Origin of the sequence: Pseudoalteromonas sp. SMS1, from assembly GCF_021530565.1 — a bacterium.
Lineage (GTDB): Bacteria > Pseudomonadota > Gammaproteobacteria > Enterobacterales > Alteromonadaceae > Pseudoalteromonas.
On the sequence record NZ_JAKGBI010000005.1, the window covers coordinates 129425 to 150600 of the forward strand.

The window sequence follows — 21176 nt, forward strand, 5'->3', positions numbered from 1 at the left end:
TTCTTAATTTTCTCCGATACTATCTAGACCGTACTTGCTTCTAATTTTGCTATAGGGTTCTATCGCCAGTTTTTGCGCTGAGAACCTTTCAAAATCTTCGTGTGAAATATAGCCATGAAACTTGTTTGCATTTTCGAATTTAACGACCTCTTGTGGGTCTAGCTCTTTAACGACCTTTGCAGGTACGCCTGCTAAAACACAGTGACCTTTTGGAAAGCTTTTTGTAACTACGGCACCTGCTGCAACGATTGTATGATCACCAAGTACCACTTTAGGAAGAATCATCGAATTCATGCCAATCCAACAGTAATCACCAATGACAACTGGACTGTCATTATCAACGGTTTTTCTCGAATCGTAGACATCGTGATTTCCGCTCATTATACCTACATTAGGGGCGATTTGCGTGTAATGCCCAACATAGATACCCGCAGTGCCATAAATGTAACACCCAGGCATAAAGCCAGGGCTGGCATCTATCCCAACAAAAATCTTTTCTGGGCTGGACACTTTGCTTGCAAAGTGAACTGGCCAATACACTGAGCTATTAAACCGCAAAACTTTTTGCCAGAGAAAAAACCTTGCTTTACAAGGAGATTGTGTGCCCCTTGTGTAGTACATAGGTGAGAGTATTTTAATTTTTTTTATGAATAACCAAACTAGGTTTTTAACAAAGGTTTTCATTTGTTTTCCTTCGTGTTCACCGAAAACTTTATTGACAAGTAAATATATAAAATATAGATAAATGAATAAGCTACAGAATATAACTGTAAAGCCAGTAGTTCATTGTCATAGACCTGGTAGCCAACCAAAAAGCAGGAAGTCAGTATTATTACCATAAATATATGTATGTAAAAATCTACTTGCTGTTTACCTGCAATATGGAAGACAAAAGTAATAGGGCTGGTGATAAATTGAAAAAAGAAAATAGGCACTAGTAACTTTGCGAACTCACCTGCTTTTTTCCACTCTTCGCCAAAAACCAACCCAAACAAGCTTTCTGCATAGAAATACAGTATACAAAACGGCACAATGCTCATTGCTGTCAAAACGAGCAGGACCTTTAAGACAATTGGTCTACAAGAACCTTGTTCGTTGTACCTCTTTACAGCTTCGCCTCTAAATGGCAACGCGACAGCTCTACCAACTATGGAGAGCGGTTTACTCAACACCCTATCTACAAGCGCAAATAGTCCCACAGCATAAGCACCGGAAAATAATCCCATGAGAAATATGGGCATTTGCTTAGTGTAAATATCTAGTGCTTCAGAGGGCACTGAGTACACTGGGTATTTTCTAAACCTTTTTATTAAAAAGGCATTTTTGCGCGATAAGACCCTTTTAGCTTTGAGTCGCTTAATTTGTTCAGACCACTGAGCTGAACTAAGCATTTTAAAACAACTAAAAGCCCTAGAAATAATAAAGCTATAAATTAGGCCTAGCGTACTTAGAAAACCCAAAGCGATTGATGAAGAATTATTCAGCAATGAAAAGTGTACAGAGTTTAATGCAATCTTTTTATATTCACTATTGGCGTTCGCGACACACGTCAGAATGTTATAAAGACCAGTAAAGAATATAAATAAAAACACAACGAAAGCAGCGATTAGTGAGTTCATTCCTATATCGACATCAGGGAACAAAAAAGATGCTGCGATAAGCATAAACAAAATAACTAAAGAAAAAATAACCAACAGCTGTAAGCATAAGGTAGTTAAGCTCTTTCTTTGCACATTATTTTTTGCAACGATGATCGCCAACTCTAATTTCGCTGACGCAAAAACTGCGAGAAACGCAGCGATCGATGTGATAGTTGCAAATAGACCAAAATCTTCTGGCGCATACAGTCTAGTTAAGACTGGAGCAGCCAGAAATGGGATTATTTGTGCGAAGATATTCGCTGATAATATTGCAGCAAATGCTTTTGCGAACGAATTACTAGAAAGTGTTCTCACGCTAAAAGACTACTGTTCAGAGTTTGCATCTAAATTTAAATAACCATGCATTGGCAAGCTGAAGACTGACTTTGCGAGCTTTTCAGCTACGGGGAAGTCCCCTACTTGATATCCCAAATAATTGAAAGCGGTTTGTTCGTGCATACAAGTGCCATAGTACACCACGGTTGGCACACCCTGCTCTTTGTACTTTGCCATTTCCGCGTTTCTATCTTCAGCAACCAGCGTATATTGTGCCCATGAGCTAACATAACCTTCTGGCACAACAGGCGTTTTATACGTTGTATTGAGCTCCTGAGTATACTTTTCAGCCGCTTTGTTTCTGTTGATGAGCTCTTGTGGAAAAGCGGCTAGCTTTTCTAGCAAAATCGCAGCTTGGAGTGTATCCAAACGAGAATTCATGCCGATACGTACATTATCGTACTTGTCTTTACCTTTTCCATGAACACGGTAAGACCTAAGTAACTCAGCATATTCGTCATTGTCAGTGAAAAGCGCTCCACCATCACCATAACAACCCAAAGGTTTTGCAGGGAAGAAGCTGGTTGTTGCAATGTCACCAAAGGACCCTGCACGCTGACCATTAATTTCACCGCCAAAGCCCTGTGCAGCATCTTCAATGATTTTTAAGTCGTACTTATCTGCAATTTTCCTGAGTGCAATATAATCTGCCGGTAGTCCAAATAAATCAACGGCAATAATTGCTTTGGGTTTTAATGTACCATCAGCAAGAACAGCTTCGATTCGCTTTTCCAAATCTACAGGGCAAATGTTAAATGTATCTTCATTCGAGTCAACAAATACTGGGGTTGCACCTTCAAATGCAATTGTTTCTGCTGTCGCAAAAAAGGTAAAAGTAGGACAAAAAACAGCATCACCTTCTTGCACATCCAGAACCATTAATGCAAGTGTTAATGCATCCGTGCCATTGGCACAAGTAATCGTATGGTTTACACCGACATAATCAGATAACTGCTTTTCAAGCTCTTGTACTTCAGGCCCCATGATATATTTACCATGGTCTAAAACTGTTTGGATACGCGCATCGATTTTATCTTTTAGATGTTGATATTGCGCTGCTAAATCTATGAATTGCATTTTTGTAACTTCTAAATATTATTGTATTGAAACAAAGCCATTTTCTAACTGATACTTTTCGCCTGTGTGTTCACAGGTCGCGGTACCATTTCCCTCTAATGGCAAATCAAGTTGTTCACCATACTTACTTATCCAACCGATTTGCTTTGCAGGTACACCTACCATTAATGCAAACGGTTTTATATCTTTATTAATTACAGCACCAGCGCCTACAAGTGAGTACTCACCAATGGTAACACCACAAACAATTGTACAGTTTGCACCAAGCGTTGCGCCACGCTTAACGAGAGTGTCTCTGTATTCTGTTTTGCGCTCTATAAAAGAACGAGGGTTATACACATTAGTGAATACCATGCTCGGCCCACAAAACACGTCATCTTCCAAATGCACATTATCGTACACAGACACATTGTTCTGTACTTTTACGTTATTGCCTATAGTGACTTTATTACCAACAAAAACGTTTTGTCCTAGCGAGCATCCTGTGCCAATTTTTGCGCCGCCACAAACGTGCACAAAGTGCCATACACGTGTGTCAGCACCAATTTGTGCACCCTCGTCTACAATCGCACTTTCATGCACATGGTAGTTCATAAATTAAAGTACCTTTGTTAGTAATGGGTGAGCTTTTTCACCAGCTTCAACAACATCTTGGATACGGATGTTTTCTACTGTTTCAATTGCAATGCGGTTTTCATCCACACCGAAGCCATTGCCCGCTAAAATATTTTGATAACTTAGAGTGTGAAGATCGGTAAAACCTCCTGAAAACTCTAGTTCTTCCGCTGAATCACCATCATTAATTGTGATACTACGATAAGTCAGCTTTTCACCTTTCACCGCGTTTTCTGGTAGGTTATTGGCATCGATTGATAAAAACCACTTAACGCGAGCTCTTTCATATTGAAGGTAACCACTGGCCGTTTTTTCATCACGATAATGCACTTCGTTACTTTGTAGCTCACCAAAAATAAAGTGCAACATATCGTAGAAATGTACGCCGATGTTAGTGGCTACACCACCTGATTTATGATCAAAGCCTTTCCAAGACTTCATGTACCATTTTCCACGTGAAGTCATATAAGTAAGGTCAACATCAAAGACTTTGTCAGCGGGTGCAGCTGCTACTTTCTCTTTTAGTGCAATGATTGAAGGGTGTAAACGAAGCTGCAAAATAGAATTTACTTTAGCACCGTACTTCTGCTCATAGCCCTTGAGAATATCCATGTCTTCTGAGTTAAGAACGAGTGGCTTTTCACAAATCACGTCAATACCGTTTTTAAGCGCATATTTCATGTGGGGAGCATGGAGATAATTCGGGCTACAAATTGCGATATAGTCGAGCTTCTTCCCCTGCATATCTTGATCTTCAACAAATGCAGTAAAGTCTTCAAATTCAGTAAAGAATTCGGCTTCAGGAAAATGGCTATCCATAATGCCTACTGAATCGTTAATATCCATCGCCGCAACCAAGTTGTTGCCAGTGTCTTTGATAGCGCGAAGGTGGCGTGGTGCGATATAACCCGCTGCACCTATCAATGCAAAATTTTTCATACTACGGCAATTTCCTTAAAGTCTAATGTCAGCTTCTGATGGTTTTAATACGTGTTTAACATCGTATAGTACGTGATTTTCTTTACCAAATGAGCGTAACTTTTGCTCACCTAACTCTTTTAGCTCAGAGTGGTCTACAGCAAGTACAATCCCGTCGTACATCCCTTCCTCTAGTTCAGAAATAAGGTCAATACCATACTCATGTTTAACTTCATTCGGACAAGCCCAATCGTCGTACACGTCAACTGACATGTTGAAATCTTTTAACTCTTTTACAATGTCAATGATCTTAGTGTTACGCACATCCGGACAATCACCTTTAAAAGTGAAACCAAGGATGAGTACTTTTGCTTCGTCAATGTGAATTTTTTTGCTTAAAAGCTTTTTCACTAATTGAGTCGCAACATATTCACCCATGCCATCATTGATACGACGACCTGCTAAAATAACCTCAGGGCGATAACCCACTTCTTGCGCTTTGTGCGTTAGGTAGTATGGGTCAACACTAATACAGTGGCCGCCTACTAGACCCGGTTTGAATTTCAAGAAGTTCCATTTTGTACCCGACGCTTCAAGAACCTCTTCGGTGTCGATACCTAAGCGATTGAAAATTTTTGCAAATTCATTAATGATGGCAATGTTCAAGTCACGCTGCGTATTTTCAATAACCTTTGCTGCTTCAGCAACTTTCAATGAACTCGCTTTGTGCGTACCAGCCTCTACGATAGACCCGTAAAGTGCGTCAACAAAATCAGCAACCTCAGGTGTTGAACCCGAAGTGATCTTCATGATTTTTGTAAGCGTATTTACTTTATCACCAGGATTGATTCGCTCTGGAGAGTAACCTGCGAAAAAGTCTTCATTGAATTTCAAACCTGATACTTTTTCAATGATAGGCAAACACACTTCTTCTGTAGCGCCAGGGTAAACAGTCGATTCATAGATAACCACATCACCCTTTTTAACAAACTCGCCGATCATTTCTGATGCTTTTTGCAAAGGTGTTAAATCTGGTGCGTTATTGTCGTCTATTGGAGTCGGTACAGTGACAATGTAGACTGTACTCTCGGCAAGCTCTGCCTTATCAAATGCAAATCTTAGTGATGTCGCAGCTTGTAAAGCGTCATCAGAAACTTCCATTGTTGAATCATGACCAGATTTAAGTTCATCTACTCGAGCGGTATTAATATCAAACCCTAGTACATTGTATTTTTTCGATAACTCGACTGCCAAAGGCAACCCTACATAACCGAGGCCGATAATGGCGATTCGCGTATCTGAATTTGGAGACATCATTACATTATTCCTAAATGATTTTTTACTTGTCTGATTTATATTCATAGTTGTAGTAGCCATAATACCCATAGGCATTACTTGCTTTCTTTACAACACCATTAAATACAACACCTTTCACATCAATCCCATTTTGTTCAAAGCGGTTACAGGTTAGCTCTAACTCTTTAACATGGTTTTGACCAAAGCGTGTTACTAGCAATGTACTGCCTGCATGGGCACTGACTATTGCAGGGTCTGTTACCGCTAAAATTGGCGGTGTATCTATAATTACTAAATCATATTTTGCGCTAACTTCTTCAACGAGCTTGGTGAAGTTTTCATGCATTAATAATTCAGAAGGGTTTGGTGGAATTTGACCTCTTGTAATAACATCTAAGCCTTCAACTTGGCTGTGCTTCGTCGCTTCCTCAAGACTGATCCTTCCCGATAAGTAATCACTCAATCCATTGTCCCACTTCATACCAAACTGAGTTTGTAAGTAGCCTTTACGCATATCTGCGTCGATAATTAAGACTTTCTTGTCACTCTGAGCAAGCACCGTTGATAAGTTTACGGAGATAAATGATTTACCTACGCCTGGACTTGGGCCAGATATCGCAATGACATTATTTTTAGCTTCCATCATCGCAAAATGTAAGCTTGTACGAAGACTACGCAATGCTTCAATAGAAAGGTCTGCGGGGTTATCCACTGCTAATATCGATTTTGCTTTCGCAGTCTTACCTTTTCGCGCTTTCGCAAATCCGGTTAATTTAACCTGATACTCCGAGTAAGGTACGCTTGCATAAACAGGTAAACCTAACGCTTCTATTTCACTTGGATCTTCAATGCCCTTATGAATCGCTTTTTGAATTAACACGATCGCGATGGCAAGCAAGCTGCCCAACAGCGTCGTGATGATAACAATTAACGCTTTCTTTGGTTTTACTGGTTGTGACGTATTCACTTCAGCAAGGTCGATTACACGCACATTTCCCACAGTGCCCGCACGAACAATATCTAGCTCTTGAGTTTTCGCAAGTAACAACGTGTAGATTTCATTGTTAACCTCAACATCACGCGTTAAACGTAATAGTTCTTGCTGTGTTTCTGGTAAAACTTGAACTTGCGCAGCCAAACGTCTCTTTTGATCCTGAACAACTGAAATTTGCTCAACGGCGGCTTGATAGCTTGGGTGGCTTTGTTTGAACTTGCGTCCCACCTCTAGTTTCTTAAGCTCTAGCTCTTGAAGTTGGGTTTCTAGTTTAACAAGCTGCTTTAATACACCTTCCGTTTCAAGTGAGATATCTACTGATTGCTGCTTAACTTGATAATCGTTAAAACGCTGCTCAGCGGCCTCTAGTTGCTTTTTAACTTGTGGCAATTGATACTCTAAAAACTCAAGTGATTTTTGTGCCTCAGCACTGTTGCGCTCGACGTTTCTTCTAACGTAAATACTGGCTACTTTGTTTAAAACAGTTTGTGCATACTCAGCGCCTTCACTTTGAAGGCGTAGATTAATGATGCCAGAATCTTTTCCTTTTTCGCTCGCACCGATTGCAGCTTGTAAAGCTAAAATTGTGTTTAAACGATCACGCTTTGTTAGCACGAACTCAGTGCCCGGGCGAGCAATCAGTGTTTTAAGTGTTAACTTGAAGGTACCGCGGCTAATTTCTTCGCCGACCTTGCCCTTAAGGATACTCTCGTCGTTTCCGTTAAATAATTCAAATCGATTATTTTCTAACGCAACCAATTTAAAATTTGAACCAATTGCGTTTCTAGGAACATCAAACTTAAACACTTCAATTTTCTCACCGCCCCAGGCATAACTTGAAGCACCAAAGCTTGGTTCAGCTAGGTCTCCCTCCTGTACTGGTGTATATTGCCTGAATGCTCTATTACCGATAACAGGAAACAATTTTGGTTTAGCGACAATATTGAGCTTTAAGCTATCAACCGCTTCGCCAATAATGCTTCGTGATTTGAGTAATTCAATTTCAGTAACGGCCGCTGACGTACTTTCAAACATGCCGCCAAGCTCATCAAAGCCGGGAACAGAGCCTCCCTTTTCTTCGACCTGAATCATAGAAGTCGCTTGGTAAATAGGTGTACTAAAAGTGGCAACAGCAACACCAATAATCATGAATAATGTTGTCACAAATAGAATAAAGATTTTTCTATCTAATAGGGCGCCGAACAATGCCATTAAATCGATTTCACTTGCTTGCCCTAACGCTTGTTTATTTTGCGCGCCATTCGGTAGGTTTGATTGAGCATTCATTAACTCTTTCATCCTTATAAATACTTCTGCCAAGCGCTACATGCGCCTTCAATTAACTCATACACGTGTTCAAAAGCCTCTCGGCTTTGTCTGTATGGGTCTGGTATTTCTTTATCTCCAAGCCATTTGCCAAGCAAAAACGTTTTCCCGCGAGCTTCTGGGTAACGCGCGCAAAGGTCTTGCAAGTGTCGTTGCTCCATCACGAGAATAAGTGAATTGCTGTTAACTAAAGATGTACTGATTTGACGTCCTCGGTGGGGTGACATATCTACATTTTTTGCACTTGCAAGCTCTTTAGCTAATGAATCAGCTTCTTTCCCTTCTAGGGCCGTGAGCCCAGCAGAAGACACTTTGATACTCGTGTTTACTAGCTTATCTTTTAAGATGTACTCGGCAGTTGGACTTCTACAGATATTCCCGGCGCAGACAACCAATATACTATCAAACATTTCTTTATGTACCTATCTACTGATTATCTATGTCTTGAATCGCATCAACTGTAGTCAATGAAGGAAGTAACAAGCTGATCACTTTGTTCCAGCGTGCTATTGGCGCGCTCGTTACATAAACAATATCTTGTGGCTTTAGCTCAAATTGCTCAGCAAACACCAACGCTGCGATGTTGTTCGCTCTTAATTGATATACATCTGCAATTACGCCATCTTTCTCGAGATCTCTTTTTCTCAAAACGAATATGCCGTTTGCATCTGCACTACGCTCATTGATACCACCGACCTCAGACAGCGCTTCTGCAAGGCTTAACCCATAACGGTTCACTTCAACAGTTCCAACCTTGCTGACTTCTCCCATCACATAGACATTACGTTTGTCATTACGAGATACGTGAATCACGTCTCCATGCTTTAACAATCGGTTTTGAGAAATATCGCCTTTGGCATAGAAGTTGTCTAATTCAATTCGCTCAACGACGTTCCCTCTAGAAAAGGTTACAACTTGCCAGTCAGCCCTTTCAGATAAGCCTCCTGCTAAATTAATTGCATCGACAAGCGTTAATGGCGTTTCAGTGATAGGGTAAACACCTGGTTTATTCACTTCACCAGTTACATAAGCTTTTTGGCTTTTAAAGCCAACCACTTTAACGTCTATTTGGGGGTCTTCAATCACGCGACTAAGTCGTTTTGTTAATTCTTCTCTGAGCTCAACAACCGTTTTCCCTGCCGCTGGCACTTTAGGTGCATAGGCATAAGTCACTGTGCCATCTGCCTGTACTCTAAATCCATCGAATTCGGCTGTTCTTTGTACCGCAGCTGGAATGGTTAATTCTGGATGATCCCAAACCCCGACAGTGATGACATCACCGATACCAAGACGGTACTCATAACTCGAAACATCTACACCTTGGGATACAGGTTTGTTAGCAGGTTTAGATTTGCTTTTTTGCTGCTTAATTAAAGTAGAATCAATAAGCTGGATATTAACTTTTGAAAGGTCCTGCTCCAAGCTTGTTGTTTTATCACCTGACGTAATTCCTTCGTAATGCCCACCTGGGATTAAGGTGCAGCCACTCATTACCAAAACACATGCTGCAGCAGATGCGGCAATGAAATTTTTACAGCGTTGGGCCATTTGTTATTCCTAAATATTTTAATACTTATTCTTACCATCTGAACTCAGAAAGGCTCAGAAACATAAGTGCTACTTATGCGATGGCTAATTAAAGCATGCGACGAAATCAATCGCAAGTTTACATTGCGTTAATGTTACATGAGTTTTACTAAAGATTTGTTGCAATTAGTACCAATCTAGAATTGTACAAAAATGCAGCTCAACACATAAAAAAAAACCTTCTTTAGGTCTGCAACTTGAATAAATACAAACTTAAAACGGCTATACATATTTCCGCCAGTCCACGTTGCAAAAAAAACAACACTAACTCGATTCAAGCAATTGCGAAAGCATATACCTTCGCCACAGTCCCGTACTTCACTTTTTACTTTTGAATCTTAAGCTAACCAAAAAATTGAGGGCACACGAAGAAGTTTGAAGTGATTCTAAACACACATAAGTCCCTTTACTCAGTTTAGCTATTGTCAATGATTCCATCGAAGCTCATTGTATACCATAATTTATACATAGCCAATTATAACTTCGAATTAAGCGGTGCCCACCTTTGCATTCTCACTAAGCACCTAAATCGTACATTTCTATGACCACAGCACAGCGCATTTTCCTGTCTATATTTCGCATCAAAATACATACGACATATATTTAAAGATGGGTATGAATATACACAGCATTTCGCAGCTGTCATCTACGACCATTTAGCTGCGAAAACCATGAATAAGCGCACATCATTTTACTTTACGTAAAATGCTTTATACCACTTCACAAGTTGCGCGACACCTTCTTGAACACCAACTTTAGGCTTATAGCCTGTTGCTTCAAAGAGGTCCGCTGTATCTGCAAAAGTTTTATAGACGTCTCCAGCTTGCATCTCTCTAAAGTTCTTTTTGGCTTCTACGCCTAACGCTTCTTCGATTGCTTCTATGAAGCTCATTAAGTTTATTGGACTGCCATGGCCAATGTTGTATACAGCATAAGGAGCGGAGCTCGACGCAGGGTTGCCACTTTCGACTTTCCACGTTGCATCGCGAGTTGGCACAACATCTGCGATCCTAACAATCCCTTCTACAATATCGTCAATGTACGTAAAATCTCGCCACATGTCGCCGTTATTATTTACGTCGATGGTTTCTCCATTCAGTATCTTTTTAGTAAAAATATAAGGCGCCATATCTGGTCTGCCCCATGGCCCATACACTGTAAAAAAGCGTAAGCCTGTGGTAGGCAAGTCATACAAATGAGAATAACTGTGTGCCATCAGCTCATTTGATTTCTTCGTTGCAGCATAAAATGAAATGGGATGATCCACTGAGTCACTTGTCTCAAATGGGGTTTTTTCATTCAACCCATATACAGAACTCGATGAAGCATAGATCAGGTGAGCAACCTCTTCTTGTCTACACCCTTCGAGAATATTAAGGTGACCCACTAAATTACTGTCGGCGTATGCATGTGGATTTTCAATCGAATACCTCACACCGGCTTGCGCCGCTAGGTGAATAACACGGTCAAAACGCTGCGCTTTAAATAAAGCAGAAATAGCATCTCGATCTGCAATATCCAACTCAACAAAAGTAAACTTATTACTCTCAATCTTATTCAATCTTGCATGCTTTAAATCGATATCGTAGTAATCGTTAATATTATCAATACCAACAACTTCAAACCCACCCTCTAAAAGCCTCTGACATACTGCTGCGCCGATAAAGCCAGCAGCACCGGTAACTAAGTACTTCATTCTTTCACCTTTAACTAATCGTTACCAAACAGGTCACGCGTATAAACTTTGTCTGCCACATCCAAAAGGTTGTCATCCATTCTATTGGCAATGATAACATCCGAAATCGACTTCAACTCTTCTACATCTGAAATCACTCTTGAATTAAAGAAGGTGTCTTCATGTATAGATGGCTCATACACCACAACTTCTATTCCTTTGGCCTTAATTCGCTTCATAACACCTTGAATAGCTGAGGCCCGGAAATTGTCTGACCCCGTTTTCATAACCAGTCTATAAATTCCCACAACTTTTGGATTGCGCTTTATGATTGAATCCGCGATAAAATCTTTTCTTGTTGAGTTCGCATCAACTATGGCTCTAATCATATTATTGGGAACATCTTTATAGTTAGCCAATAGTTGTTTCGTATCTTTGGGTAAACAATAGCCGCCATATCCAAAGGAAGGGTTGTTGTAATGATCACCAATTCTAGGATCTAAGCTCACACCTTCAATAATTTGCTTTGTATCCAACTGATGCGATTCAGCGTAGCTGTCTAATTCATTAAAGTATGCTACACGCATCGCTAAATACGTATTTGAAAACAATTTAATGGCTTCAGCTTCTGTCGAATTAGTCAATAAGATTTCAATTGAGTCTTTTTCGGCACCTTGCGCTAGAAGCTGTGCAAAAATGCCTGCCCGCTCACTTTTTTCACCCACGATAATACGCGAGGGATACAAATTATCGTACAGGGCCTTGCCCTCACGCAAAAACTCGGGTGAGAAAATAATCTTATCGGTGTTGAACTTTTCTTTTACGGCCTCTGTGTAACCTACAGGCACTGTTGATTTGATCACCATAACAGCGTCTGGATTAACATCTAATACGTCTTTAATTACACTTTCTACAGACGAAGTATTAAAATAATTTGTGTCCGGATCATAGTCCGTAGGTGTAGCAATTACGACAAACTCTGCACTTTTCAGCGCTTTAACTTTGTCTGTTGTTGCAATAAAGTCTAAAGCGTCGTCTTTTAAATACTCTGAGATGTGTTGATCTTCAATCGGTGATTTTCTGTCACACAGTAAATTAACTTTTTCAACATCTATATCTAGAGCGGTCACTGAATTATGTTGAGACAACAATAACGCATTGGATAAACCAACATAACCAGTTCCCACAACGGTAATTTTCATTTAATCATTCCTAACAAATCGTGATATAGCACACTGTCTATTCGTATAAAGCCAAACATCGATAACATCATTAATAGACAACAGGCTACAAAAGAACAACATCTAGAGTCTCGTTAATAAAATTGATCACTGAAAAATTTTATTCTTTATAACGCACTCAAGAAGCACACCTACCTAAAGCTCGAGATAAAAAGTGTGCTATCTAAATCTATAAAACGTAAATTCGCATACAATTTTTTATGCAAACCCCAAATACTTTCAGAAGCTTAGATACTTTCAGGAGCAATTAAATCATTTAATTGCTCTAACCTGTTTCGCACAGTGTGATGATCTCGTATGAGTTTCAACCCCTTTTTCCTAATATCGATATATAACTCAGGCTGCTCTTTAAACGCACGAAGCTTCTCATGAAAATCATCCTTATTCACAAAAACACAATTTACGCCATCTTCAAAGCCAAATGCTTCTATATCGACAGTTGGAAATGCAAATAGCAAGATCCCCTGAGATGGAACTTCAAAAAATTTGGCCACTGTATAATTGTACAGCGCAATAGAAGACATCCCCACAACACATGCATCGAATGTAGATAACCAATTATAATAAGCATTTCCTGTGAACTTTTGATTTCCAGACCCCGCATAGTCAAATGAAACCAACTCTCCAGTTTCGAAAGACCATTGCCTTAAGTCATAAACTTCTGTTCCTGTTTTACCAAACCCCAAAACATCTTTTCTTCTGACTGTGGGTGTTTCTGAACTCACGATGCTGTCATTGACACACCAGGGAAAACTATGAATATTTGCTTCCGATAGATTCGACACGAACCCTGTTTCAATAAGGGTCTTTTTATAAGGCGTTAAAACATCACTTACATTCGATTTTAATAAAAATTGATTTAACCACTTTTTACTATGAGAATCGCTGATAAATGCAATCACTTTTTTATGATTCTTTGAATATGAAATAAAACAAGGCGCATTATATTTAGGTTCAAGAGACACAACATACTTGGAATTTCTGCCATAAATGAAATATGACAAAAAAGAGCCGCAAATCACTACATTACTCTGCTTAGAAAACGTTTTCCAAAGCTCTACTTGAGACACGACTTGCCACTTTTCTTTCTCATAGAAGCTCAACGAACAGACGAAAACTACGCCATTTGAAGCTTGCTCCCTTAACGTGGAGATTTTTGAAAAGTTTTTACATATATTTCGAACATCACATAGAATGCAGGCCAGTTCAAAATAAAAACCTTTCAACAATAAAAAAATCTTTCTAATCACTTCATTTACCTAAAAAATAAAATTATTTACACTCATATTCCAAGCTAAGCATCAAGGCGCTTTTTCCAGTCAGTTCTGTAAACTGGATAGACCCAAATAAAAATAACCATACGAGTAAATATTAATGAAAAAATACTCCCATAGATCCCAAAATAATAAACCACTGGGAAGGTGAGAGAGAGCGACAGCAAAGAAGTGTATAAAACAACCTTTTTGAAGTACGCTTCTTTATCTACAAGCATTAGGTAGTTATTACCGAATGTTAGATTTAAGAATATAAGAGGAATGCATATCGACATTATCTCCATATACTTAACAACTTCTTTTGCTGAATCAGCGAACAACAAACCTGCTATAAAATCCGAAAGAAGCAATAGAGCAACAGCTAAAATAACACCTACAGAAATCATAATATTGCTAAACATTTTATGATTTTTTATTTCTCTAGAAATAAAGGGTAGAAAGGCATTTGAGAAAACATAAGCTAAAGAACCAAGCGCATCAATAACTTTACTTGCTGCCGTAAACACCCCAACAGTCACATTATTAGTAAATATACCTAACAAAAAAACTGAGGTATTAGTATATAAGTTAGGTGCAAACTGAGTGATAAATGCATCTTTTGAGTTTGCTAAGTTTTCTAATATACGATTTATCGGTACAAGCTTAAACTTTACCTTTTGGTATTTTGAAATAACAAAAAGTGAAAGAACAAGAGAAATAAAATAAAACACGAAATTTAGAAGAGGAACCAATATATAATCAGACTCTTCTTTTACAAAAATGAACAAACTAACTAGAAATGAGATCTTGGAAAACAACCCAAAATAGGTAATAAACTTCATCTTTTCTATCCCCTGGAAGAACCAGATGGGAAAAAGAGCGGACGTTATAACCGACAAAAAGGTTAGGAAAAACAATTCATAATCAACTCGAAACTTCTCGAAAGACATTACGATGACAGAATAAGCCATCAAACACACAATCGAAAGAAAAACCGAACAACTTAGGGTTACAGAGTAGATTTCAGATAGTTTCTGTTCATTACTTCTATTTCGGGCTATGTCTCTAGTCGCTGTCACTGAGAACCCATACTGCACTACTGCTGAGAAATAAACACAAAGTGCAATTGCAAAGTTAACTAACCCAAATTTTTCAACACCAATCGCTTTCAACAGATATGGAAAGGTTAATAGCGGGATCAGAAAATCTAACCCTCTTAAAACCAACAAAGAAAGAAAGTTTTGAAATACAACTTTTGAGTCTTGAGAGCTTAACTTTTTAAACATATGGCCAATTTTCGGTAGTTAAGACAATAATTTGCATATAGTCATTTTCTTGGATCTTTCTGCCAGAAGCTTCCAAACCAGATATCATCTTCTTTAGAACTAAATTTAGCTTTGCCTGACTCGTGAGCGAATGTTAACTCTCCAAAATATATCTCTCCGCCTATATTGTAGAGATCAACACGTACGTAGCTAAATGGCTCTGATAGTTTAATGGCAATATCCACCATTTTTTGAAAATTAACAGGTTTCGAAAACGCTTTATTTATGCAAGGGTAATCCAGTTCAATATCTATGTGATTGAGGTTAGAGTCAAAAAGACTCCTATTGTGGTTAGAAGAACGGTTGTAGTCTACTTGAAGCACAAAGTTTCTGTCACCATCATGACCTTCAAAAACATGGAACTTATAGTCTCGAAGTTCCCCATTGTCTTCACTAGTTTTCAGTTGCTTTTCAATTAACACCTGTCTTTTAATTTGGCTATACCATGATTCATTTTGAATATATCCAAAGTCAATTTTTAATTGCTTGGCAATGCAAGACAAAATAGTTGCGATTTTTTCTTCGCTATCACCTACGGATAATTTATATACCGGCCCGGAGTTATGATTAGCTTTTATAAAACAATCACCATGCTCTTCAAGTATACCTTTTACGATGGACATTGATGGTAAATCACCAACATATAGGTTCGGAATAATAATCTCCTCGCCTATTATTTTTGACACGTAATTCTTGCTTTCTATCTTGTCTGAGCAAACGGAAAATAAGCTATTAGACCACTTTCTTTTTCTATATATGACCTTTTCATTAAAAGACTTTCTAGAAAAGAATGAGGGTAAATACTTATTTTTAACCAAGAAAGAAACATAAAATCTCAAATCTCTATATAGCTTGTACACGTTACTCACCTTTGAAAAAAAGCACTATGAAGTTAATCATCATGCAAACTCTCTATAAATACGCTGATACTTCTTAGACATAGAGCGTGCATCAAAGTGACTCTCAACATACTCAAGCGTGCTTGATGAAAGCGTCTCATAGTCATTTACCACGATGGAATCCAACGAGCTTATGAGTGAGTCGATGCTTTCTAAACTAAACGTACTTCCTACACCATTTTTTATATCAGAAACTTCTAAATGCGGTGGGATGTCAGATAAAATACATGGCAGCCCAACAGCCATCGCCTCCATCACTGCATTGGGTAAGCCCTCTGCCTTAGATGCTGATATATAAAAGTCAGCACCATTTAAGTAAGCATTCACATCATTGACTGAACCCAAGATATGAATGTTGCTAGAACCTTTAGATAAGCTTTTTAATTCTGATTCGAGTTCCCCGCTCCCCACTAAAACTAGGTGCTCGCTCTCTTTTCTGGTTTGAAAGGCCTGAATTAAAAACTTTAAATTTTTACGTGGTATTAGTGGACCTGAGGTAATAAATATAGTGTCATCACGCTTGATCGAAAGACCGTTTCTAATTTTATCTTTATTATCTGAAGGTAGAATACTAAATCTTTCCCTGTCTACTCCATTATGTATTGTTAACGTATTCGTAGAATCAATTGTATTTTTAATATTTTTGGTTACTGCGTTAGATACACCCACGACTTTTGTGAACTTTCTCATTGCGTTAAAATGCATTACAGAAAGAGCATGGCCAAATAGCTTTCCATATTGCATGGTAAAGTCTAGTTGAGGAAAGCTTCTGATTGAACAAACCTTATTAGTCGTTATTTGTGATGACGATACTAGCCTATCTGCTCTGAAACCCTGACTATGAATAATATCTGGAGAATACTCTTCTATAAATTTGTTCAGCATTTTCCCTGCAAATAATAAACCTTTTAGTCGAGATAACCCAAGAGAGCTCGTACTGACACGATGCTCATCGAATAACGGCTTTAACGAGTCGCTTGGCTCATCAGAAAGAGTCAATACATGGCAAGAAAACTCACTTTTATCTAAGTTTTTTACAATATTTAAAAGCTGGTTTGTCGGACCGCACTTTGACAATGTGCTAACAACGTATAGTATCTTTTTCATTATAACCCAATGATAGAAAATGACAGCTCATATCCTACCCTTCCAGTTCTTACAAATAAGTTTAGATATAGAATCAAACTCGCGTACGATAAAATAATAATTGTAGGAATTAGTTTTTCTTTAAATGCCAATAGAACGCATGGGATTAAAATGACTTCAACAATACTATAAAAAGTTGCGATACGTCCCCCAATTGCTCCAAAGTCTGAGAAAGTAAGCCTCCAAAATACACCGAAGGAAAGAAAGAGCATTAATGTTTTATAATAAGGCACTTTATATACAAGCTTTTCCCAAAGGAAAATCAAAAAGAAAAAAACAGTTAGATTTTTAATATTTGTTATATCAAACAAACTAGTAGTATTAACTACTCCATCCACTGAATAATCGTTTAACTTCTTCGTTATTACTCCCATGTTCGGTAAAACAGCCATTACGATACTTGAGATACCAACAGCGCCGAGAGCAATTCCAAAGCTTACTAACAACAATAACCTTCTCTTCGTTACTTCAAATGCTGATAGAAAAACAACTGCTAGATAACTAAGAGATGCCATATGAAAAGAAACAGATAGAGCCACTACTAGCATTGCGCGGAAAAACTGTTTATTCGCTAACGGAATAATTAAATATAATCCTATAGCGGCAGCTACAGCCGAGCGTACCTGATTCAAATCACGATATAAAAAAGTATGTACAAAAAACAATGCTACAGTTATAAAAAAATATGGTGAAAGTTTATAGTACTGTCTTGATGCTAGGCCAACTGATAATAGAGACATGCCTAAAAAAAGAATTATATAAGACGAAGAAAACACCTTTAAAATAGAGCCAAATATTATATAACCTGGCTCCATCCATACATCGAGAAAGTTGTAACTATAATCACCTATAATCCAGTAGCCAATATGTGGAATATTATTGTAAATATCCACATAAGCTAAATCATCCTGGCCAACTCCAGCATTTCTAAGGCCTGCGAAAAAAACCAAGGTCAACACAGATAGTAAAGCAAAGGCTTTCTTAACATTTCTCGAAAAACCTTTTACCTCGAGCAAGGATAAAAAGCTAAAAATAGCAAAGACTAATAAATAATGAAGGTACACTTGAGTCTACTTTTAATAAAAAAGCTTAATTACCTTTACCTAAAACCACAGTCAGTATGGTTTTAAGAACAATTTTTACATCTAGTAATAATGAATAGTGCTTAATATAGTAAACATCATATTTATGCTTCCATATGGCATCTTCAACTGAAGCTCCATAAGGGTAGCTCACTTGAGCTAAACCAGTAACGCCAGGTTTAACAGCATGCCTAAATCGGTAGTAAGGGATTTCTTTCTCTAACTCACTTACAAATACATCACGCTCCGGCCTTGGTCCTACAAGTGACATTTCTCCTCTTAATACATTTATCAATTGAGGAAGTTCGTCTATCCTTGTCTTGCGAATAAGCTTACCTATTTTCGTCACCCTTGAGTCATTTTTTTTAGCCCACTGCGCTCCATTAGCCTCAGCATCAGAGCGCATTGACCTGAATTTAATAACCTCGAACTCTTCATTATATAAACCAACTCTTTTTTGTTTATATAAAATTCCACCAGGGCTTTCAAACTTAATTAAAATCGCGGCAATTACCATAATGGGTAAAGTTACTATAAATATCAGAAGAGCACTGACAATATCGAATATTCTTTTAAAGTTTAAATTTCTTCTTTCAGATAGGATAGAAAAAGCTTTTTGATGCAAAAAGTAATTGCTACGTAAAAGTCGTACTTCAGTATAGCCTAAACGCTCATCTAAATAGCTAATTAAAGGCTCAACCCAAGCGCCGAATTCAGTAGCCCTAACCAAAAACTCTCTCGCATTCTGATCTAAATACTCAAGGCCATAGTGACAAACAACTTTCTTCCCAAAACAATTCAATTCATAATTGTTGAATTCAGCATCGAAATCATAATGACTAAAAAGTTTCTCTAAGAAAGCCACTTTATCTTCAGGACAAAAGACATAAATTGACCTTTGTTTTAAAGCTTGAGATTGAGACTTTAGTCTCTTTTTAACTTTTACTGGCTTAACTTTTGACTGCTCTAGTAAGGTTTCTATCATAAATTTCTCACTCACCTTTATAAGAGTCCTTACTCATTGAAAATGATATAATAATAAAAGCACAAATCGATATTGCGCCTAGTATTAAAGACAAAAGAACTATTAAAACTGTTTTTGGCCACTTTGGATATAATGGGCTTATCGCAGGGTCGATTACTTGGAATACATAGTCTTTCTGTACATCTGCAAGCATTTTCTTCTGAAACTCTTTTTCAATTAAGCCAAATAGTATTTTTCTCATATCGTCAACATGAGTATTTTTTAAGGTATCTTCTAAATATGAAATAGATCTTGTTGCAGAAATCGTGTCCATTTGTCTAATAGTTTCATTAATATCAACTATTAACTTTTCAAGAACTAATTGTGCCACCTCAGGTGAATAGTGCTTCATCGAAATCTGAATAAACTCAGAGCCTCGTTCCTCCTGAATTAGAAGTTGATTCTCCAGAAAGTTTATATAAGCTTTAGATTGAATCTCTTTTTCATCTTCAATTAACCATGCTTGATTTTTTGCATCATATATTTTTGCATCGTAGAGTAGCCCTGCCTTTTCATCCCAGCCCTCTGCAGCGAGCAAGGCTACTGTTAAGTCATTTTTTTTAATAAACTCAGAGATAAAAGCTCGACTCTTTAATATTTGTACCGCAAGTTCTGCCTTACTTATTCCCTGCGAGCCTAGCGACAAACCTGCTAAAGAAGCAAATCCACCCAACTGACTATTTAGCGCCCCTACCTTACTTGCATTTGACTCAGCCGGCGCAACTAGCACTGATGACTCATAGACATCAGGAAGTGACTTTGCAACAACCAGTCCCAAAGCGGCGGTTATAGTAGAAAAAATCACAATTATAATTTTCTTAGACCATAACAGTTTAAAAGTCATTAATAAGCTTATCTGGTCATCTGTAATACCATAATTAAATGACTTTGTATTATCATTGCTATTATTCATGTTTAACCTTTAGACCTCAAACGAGTATATAAGACTTTAAGTATTGTGCTTGGTAATAAACGAGGTAGCAGTCTTAAACAAAAAATAAAGGCACCATCGAAAAAACCTGTTAATTTATATCTCATTTTGATTTTGAAAAGTTCGTATTCAGAACCGATATACTTTAGGCCTTTTCTTTTTTTATGCATCCCATTACCGATACGAACATGCACTAAGCTTTTGTCGATACTAGCCAGATTTTTCCCAGCTCCTATCATTCTTATCCAAAGATAGTAGTCTTCCATAAAATAGAGGTCTTTATAACTTCCGACCTCTAGAACGGCGCTTTTCTTGAAAACTACCGCCACATGATTAATAGGGTTTCTATATCTGGCCAATTTTGTGAGTTCATTATTACTACAAGGCACATTTCGAAAAGAAGATATATCACCAACAGTGGTTTGGAACTCACCAATATTAGAAGTGATTAAGTCCACGTTTGGATTTTCTTTCATGAACTCAATCTGTTTTTCAAATCGGTCTGGAGTATTAATGTCATCGCTATCAAATCTGGCAACTAGATCATAGCTACATGCCTTTAATCCCTGATTGAGCGCTTCACCCAAGCCAACGTTTTCATCAAGGATAACTTCCTTCAATGGTAGCTTGTGCTTCCAATTATCAATTACACTGTACAATGCGTCAGTTAACGGCCCATCATGTACAACGACCACTTCTGTCGCAGGCAATGTTTGGATATATAAGCTTTCAAAAGCCTCATTCAAATAGTCGGCTTGCTCACCTTGATAAATGGAGCACAACACTGAAAAACACTGACTTTTCTGCATCA

19 protein-coding genes are annotated in these 21176 nt (G+C 38.1%); all 19 read right to left on the reverse strand.

What is annotated here, in order from left to right:
* Positions 1-3: 3 nt before the first annotated feature.
* On the reverse strand, positions 4-684 hold the full coding sequence (locus L1286_RS08035) for an acyltransferase (protein ID WP_235406385.1): 681 nt from the start codon (positions 682-684) through the stop codon (positions 4-6).
* Positions 681-1955: a lipopolysaccharide biosynthesis protein gene (locus tag L1286_RS08040; RefSeq protein WP_235406386.1), complete on the reverse strand. Its 1275-nt coding sequence runs from the start codon at positions 1953-1955 to the stop codon at positions 681-683. Before L1286_RS08040 ends, L1286_RS08035 begins: the two co-directional genes overlap by 4 nt.
* 9 nt (positions 1956-1964) lie before the next feature.
* Positions 1965-3053 carry a DegT/DnrJ/EryC1/StrS family aminotransferase gene (locus L1286_RS08045; protein ID WP_235406387.1) on the reverse strand — a complete coding sequence of 363 codons (1089 nt, stop codon included), beginning with the start codon at positions 3051-3053 and terminating at the stop codon, positions 1965-1967.
* Positions 3054-3071: 18 nt separating this feature from the next.
* A complete protein-coding gene (locus tag L1286_RS08050) occupies positions 3072-3647 on the reverse strand; it encodes an acyltransferase (protein ID WP_235406388.1) in 576 nt (191 codons plus the stop codon).
* Positions 3648-3650: 3 nt separating this feature from the next.
* A complete protein-coding gene (locus L1286_RS08055; protein ID WP_235406389.1) occupies positions 3651-4607 on the reverse strand; it encodes a Gfo/Idh/MocA family oxidoreductase in 957 nt (318 codons plus the stop codon).
* A 15-nt stretch (positions 4608-4622) separates the two neighbouring features.
* Positions 4623-5903 carry a nucleotide sugar dehydrogenase gene (locus L1286_RS08060; RefSeq protein ID WP_442961692.1) on the reverse strand — a complete coding sequence of 427 codons (1281 nt, stop codon included), beginning with the start codon at positions 5901-5903 and terminating at the stop codon, positions 4623-4625.
* 22 nt (positions 5904-5925) lie between these two features.
* The gene (locus L1286_RS08065) at positions 5926-8163 is read right to left on the reverse strand and encodes a polysaccharide biosynthesis tyrosine autokinase (protein WP_235406390.1); all 2238 of its coding nucleotides are present in this window, start codon (positions 8161-8163) and stop codon (positions 5926-5928) included.
* A 14-nt stretch (positions 8164-8177) separates the two neighbouring features.
* Positions 8178-8612 (reverse strand): low molecular weight protein-tyrosine-phosphatase, encoded by a 435-nt coding sequence (locus L1286_RS08070; RefSeq protein WP_235406391.1) that lies wholly within the window; start codon positions 8610-8612, stop codon positions 8178-8180.
* A 16-nt stretch (positions 8613-8628) separates the two neighbouring features.
* A complete protein-coding gene (locus tag L1286_RS08075; protein WP_235406392.1) occupies positions 8629-9750 on the reverse strand; it encodes a polysaccharide export protein in 1122 nt (373 codons plus the stop codon).
* 730 nt (positions 9751-10480) lie between these two features.
* Entirely contained in the window at positions 10481-11485 is a 1005-nt protein-coding gene (locus tag L1286_RS08080; protein ID WP_235406393.1) for an NAD-dependent epimerase, read from the reverse strand.
* A gap of 14 nt (positions 11486-11499) precedes the next feature.
* A complete protein-coding gene (locus tag L1286_RS08085) occupies positions 11500-12666 on the reverse strand; it encodes a nucleotide sugar dehydrogenase (protein ID WP_235406394.1) in 1167 nt (388 codons plus the stop codon).
* Positions 12667-12932: 266 nt separating this feature from the next.
* Complete coding sequence (locus L1286_RS24225; protein WP_235406395.1) at positions 12933-13775, reverse strand: glycosyltransferase; 843 nt, start codon at positions 13773-13775, stop codon at positions 12933-12935.
* Between the two features lie 224 nt (positions 13776-13999).
* Positions 14000-15244, reverse strand: coding sequence for an oligosaccharide flippase family protein (locus L1286_RS08095; RefSeq protein ID WP_235406396.1), 1245 nt, complete (start codon positions 15242-15244; stop codon positions 14000-14002).
* A gap of 41 nt (positions 15245-15285) precedes the next feature.
* Positions 15286-16143, reverse strand: coding sequence for an ATP-grasp fold amidoligase family protein (locus tag L1286_RS08100; protein ID WP_235406397.1), 858 nt, complete (start codon positions 16141-16143; stop codon positions 15286-15288).
* Between the two features lie 39 nt (positions 16144-16182).
* Entirely contained in the window at positions 16183-17289 is a 1107-nt protein-coding gene (locus tag L1286_RS08105) for a glycosyltransferase (RefSeq protein ID WP_235406398.1), read from the reverse strand.
* Complete coding sequence (locus tag L1286_RS08110) at positions 17289-18392, reverse strand: EpsG family protein (RefSeq protein ID WP_235406399.1); 1104 nt, start codon at positions 18390-18392, stop codon at positions 17289-17291. The genes L1286_RS08105 and L1286_RS08110 overlap by 1 nt, the downstream gene beginning before the upstream one ends.
* Before the next feature lie 25 nt (positions 18393-18417).
* Positions 18418-19395: a sugar transferase gene (locus tag L1286_RS08115; RefSeq protein ID WP_235406400.1), complete on the reverse strand. Its 978-nt coding sequence runs from the start codon at positions 19393-19395 to the stop codon at positions 18418-18420.
* A 7-nt stretch (positions 19396-19402) separates the two neighbouring features.
* Positions 19403-20347, reverse strand: a complete 945-nt coding sequence (locus L1286_RS08120) for a Wzz/FepE/Etk N-terminal domain-containing protein (protein WP_235406401.1) — start codon at positions 20345-20347, stop codon at positions 19403-19405.
* Between the two features lie 2 nt (positions 20348-20349).
* On the reverse strand, positions 20350-21174 hold the full coding sequence (locus tag L1286_RS08125) for a glycosyltransferase (RefSeq protein ID WP_235406402.1): 825 nt from the start codon (positions 21172-21174) through the stop codon (positions 20350-20352).
* Positions 21175-21176: the final 2 nt, after the last annotated feature.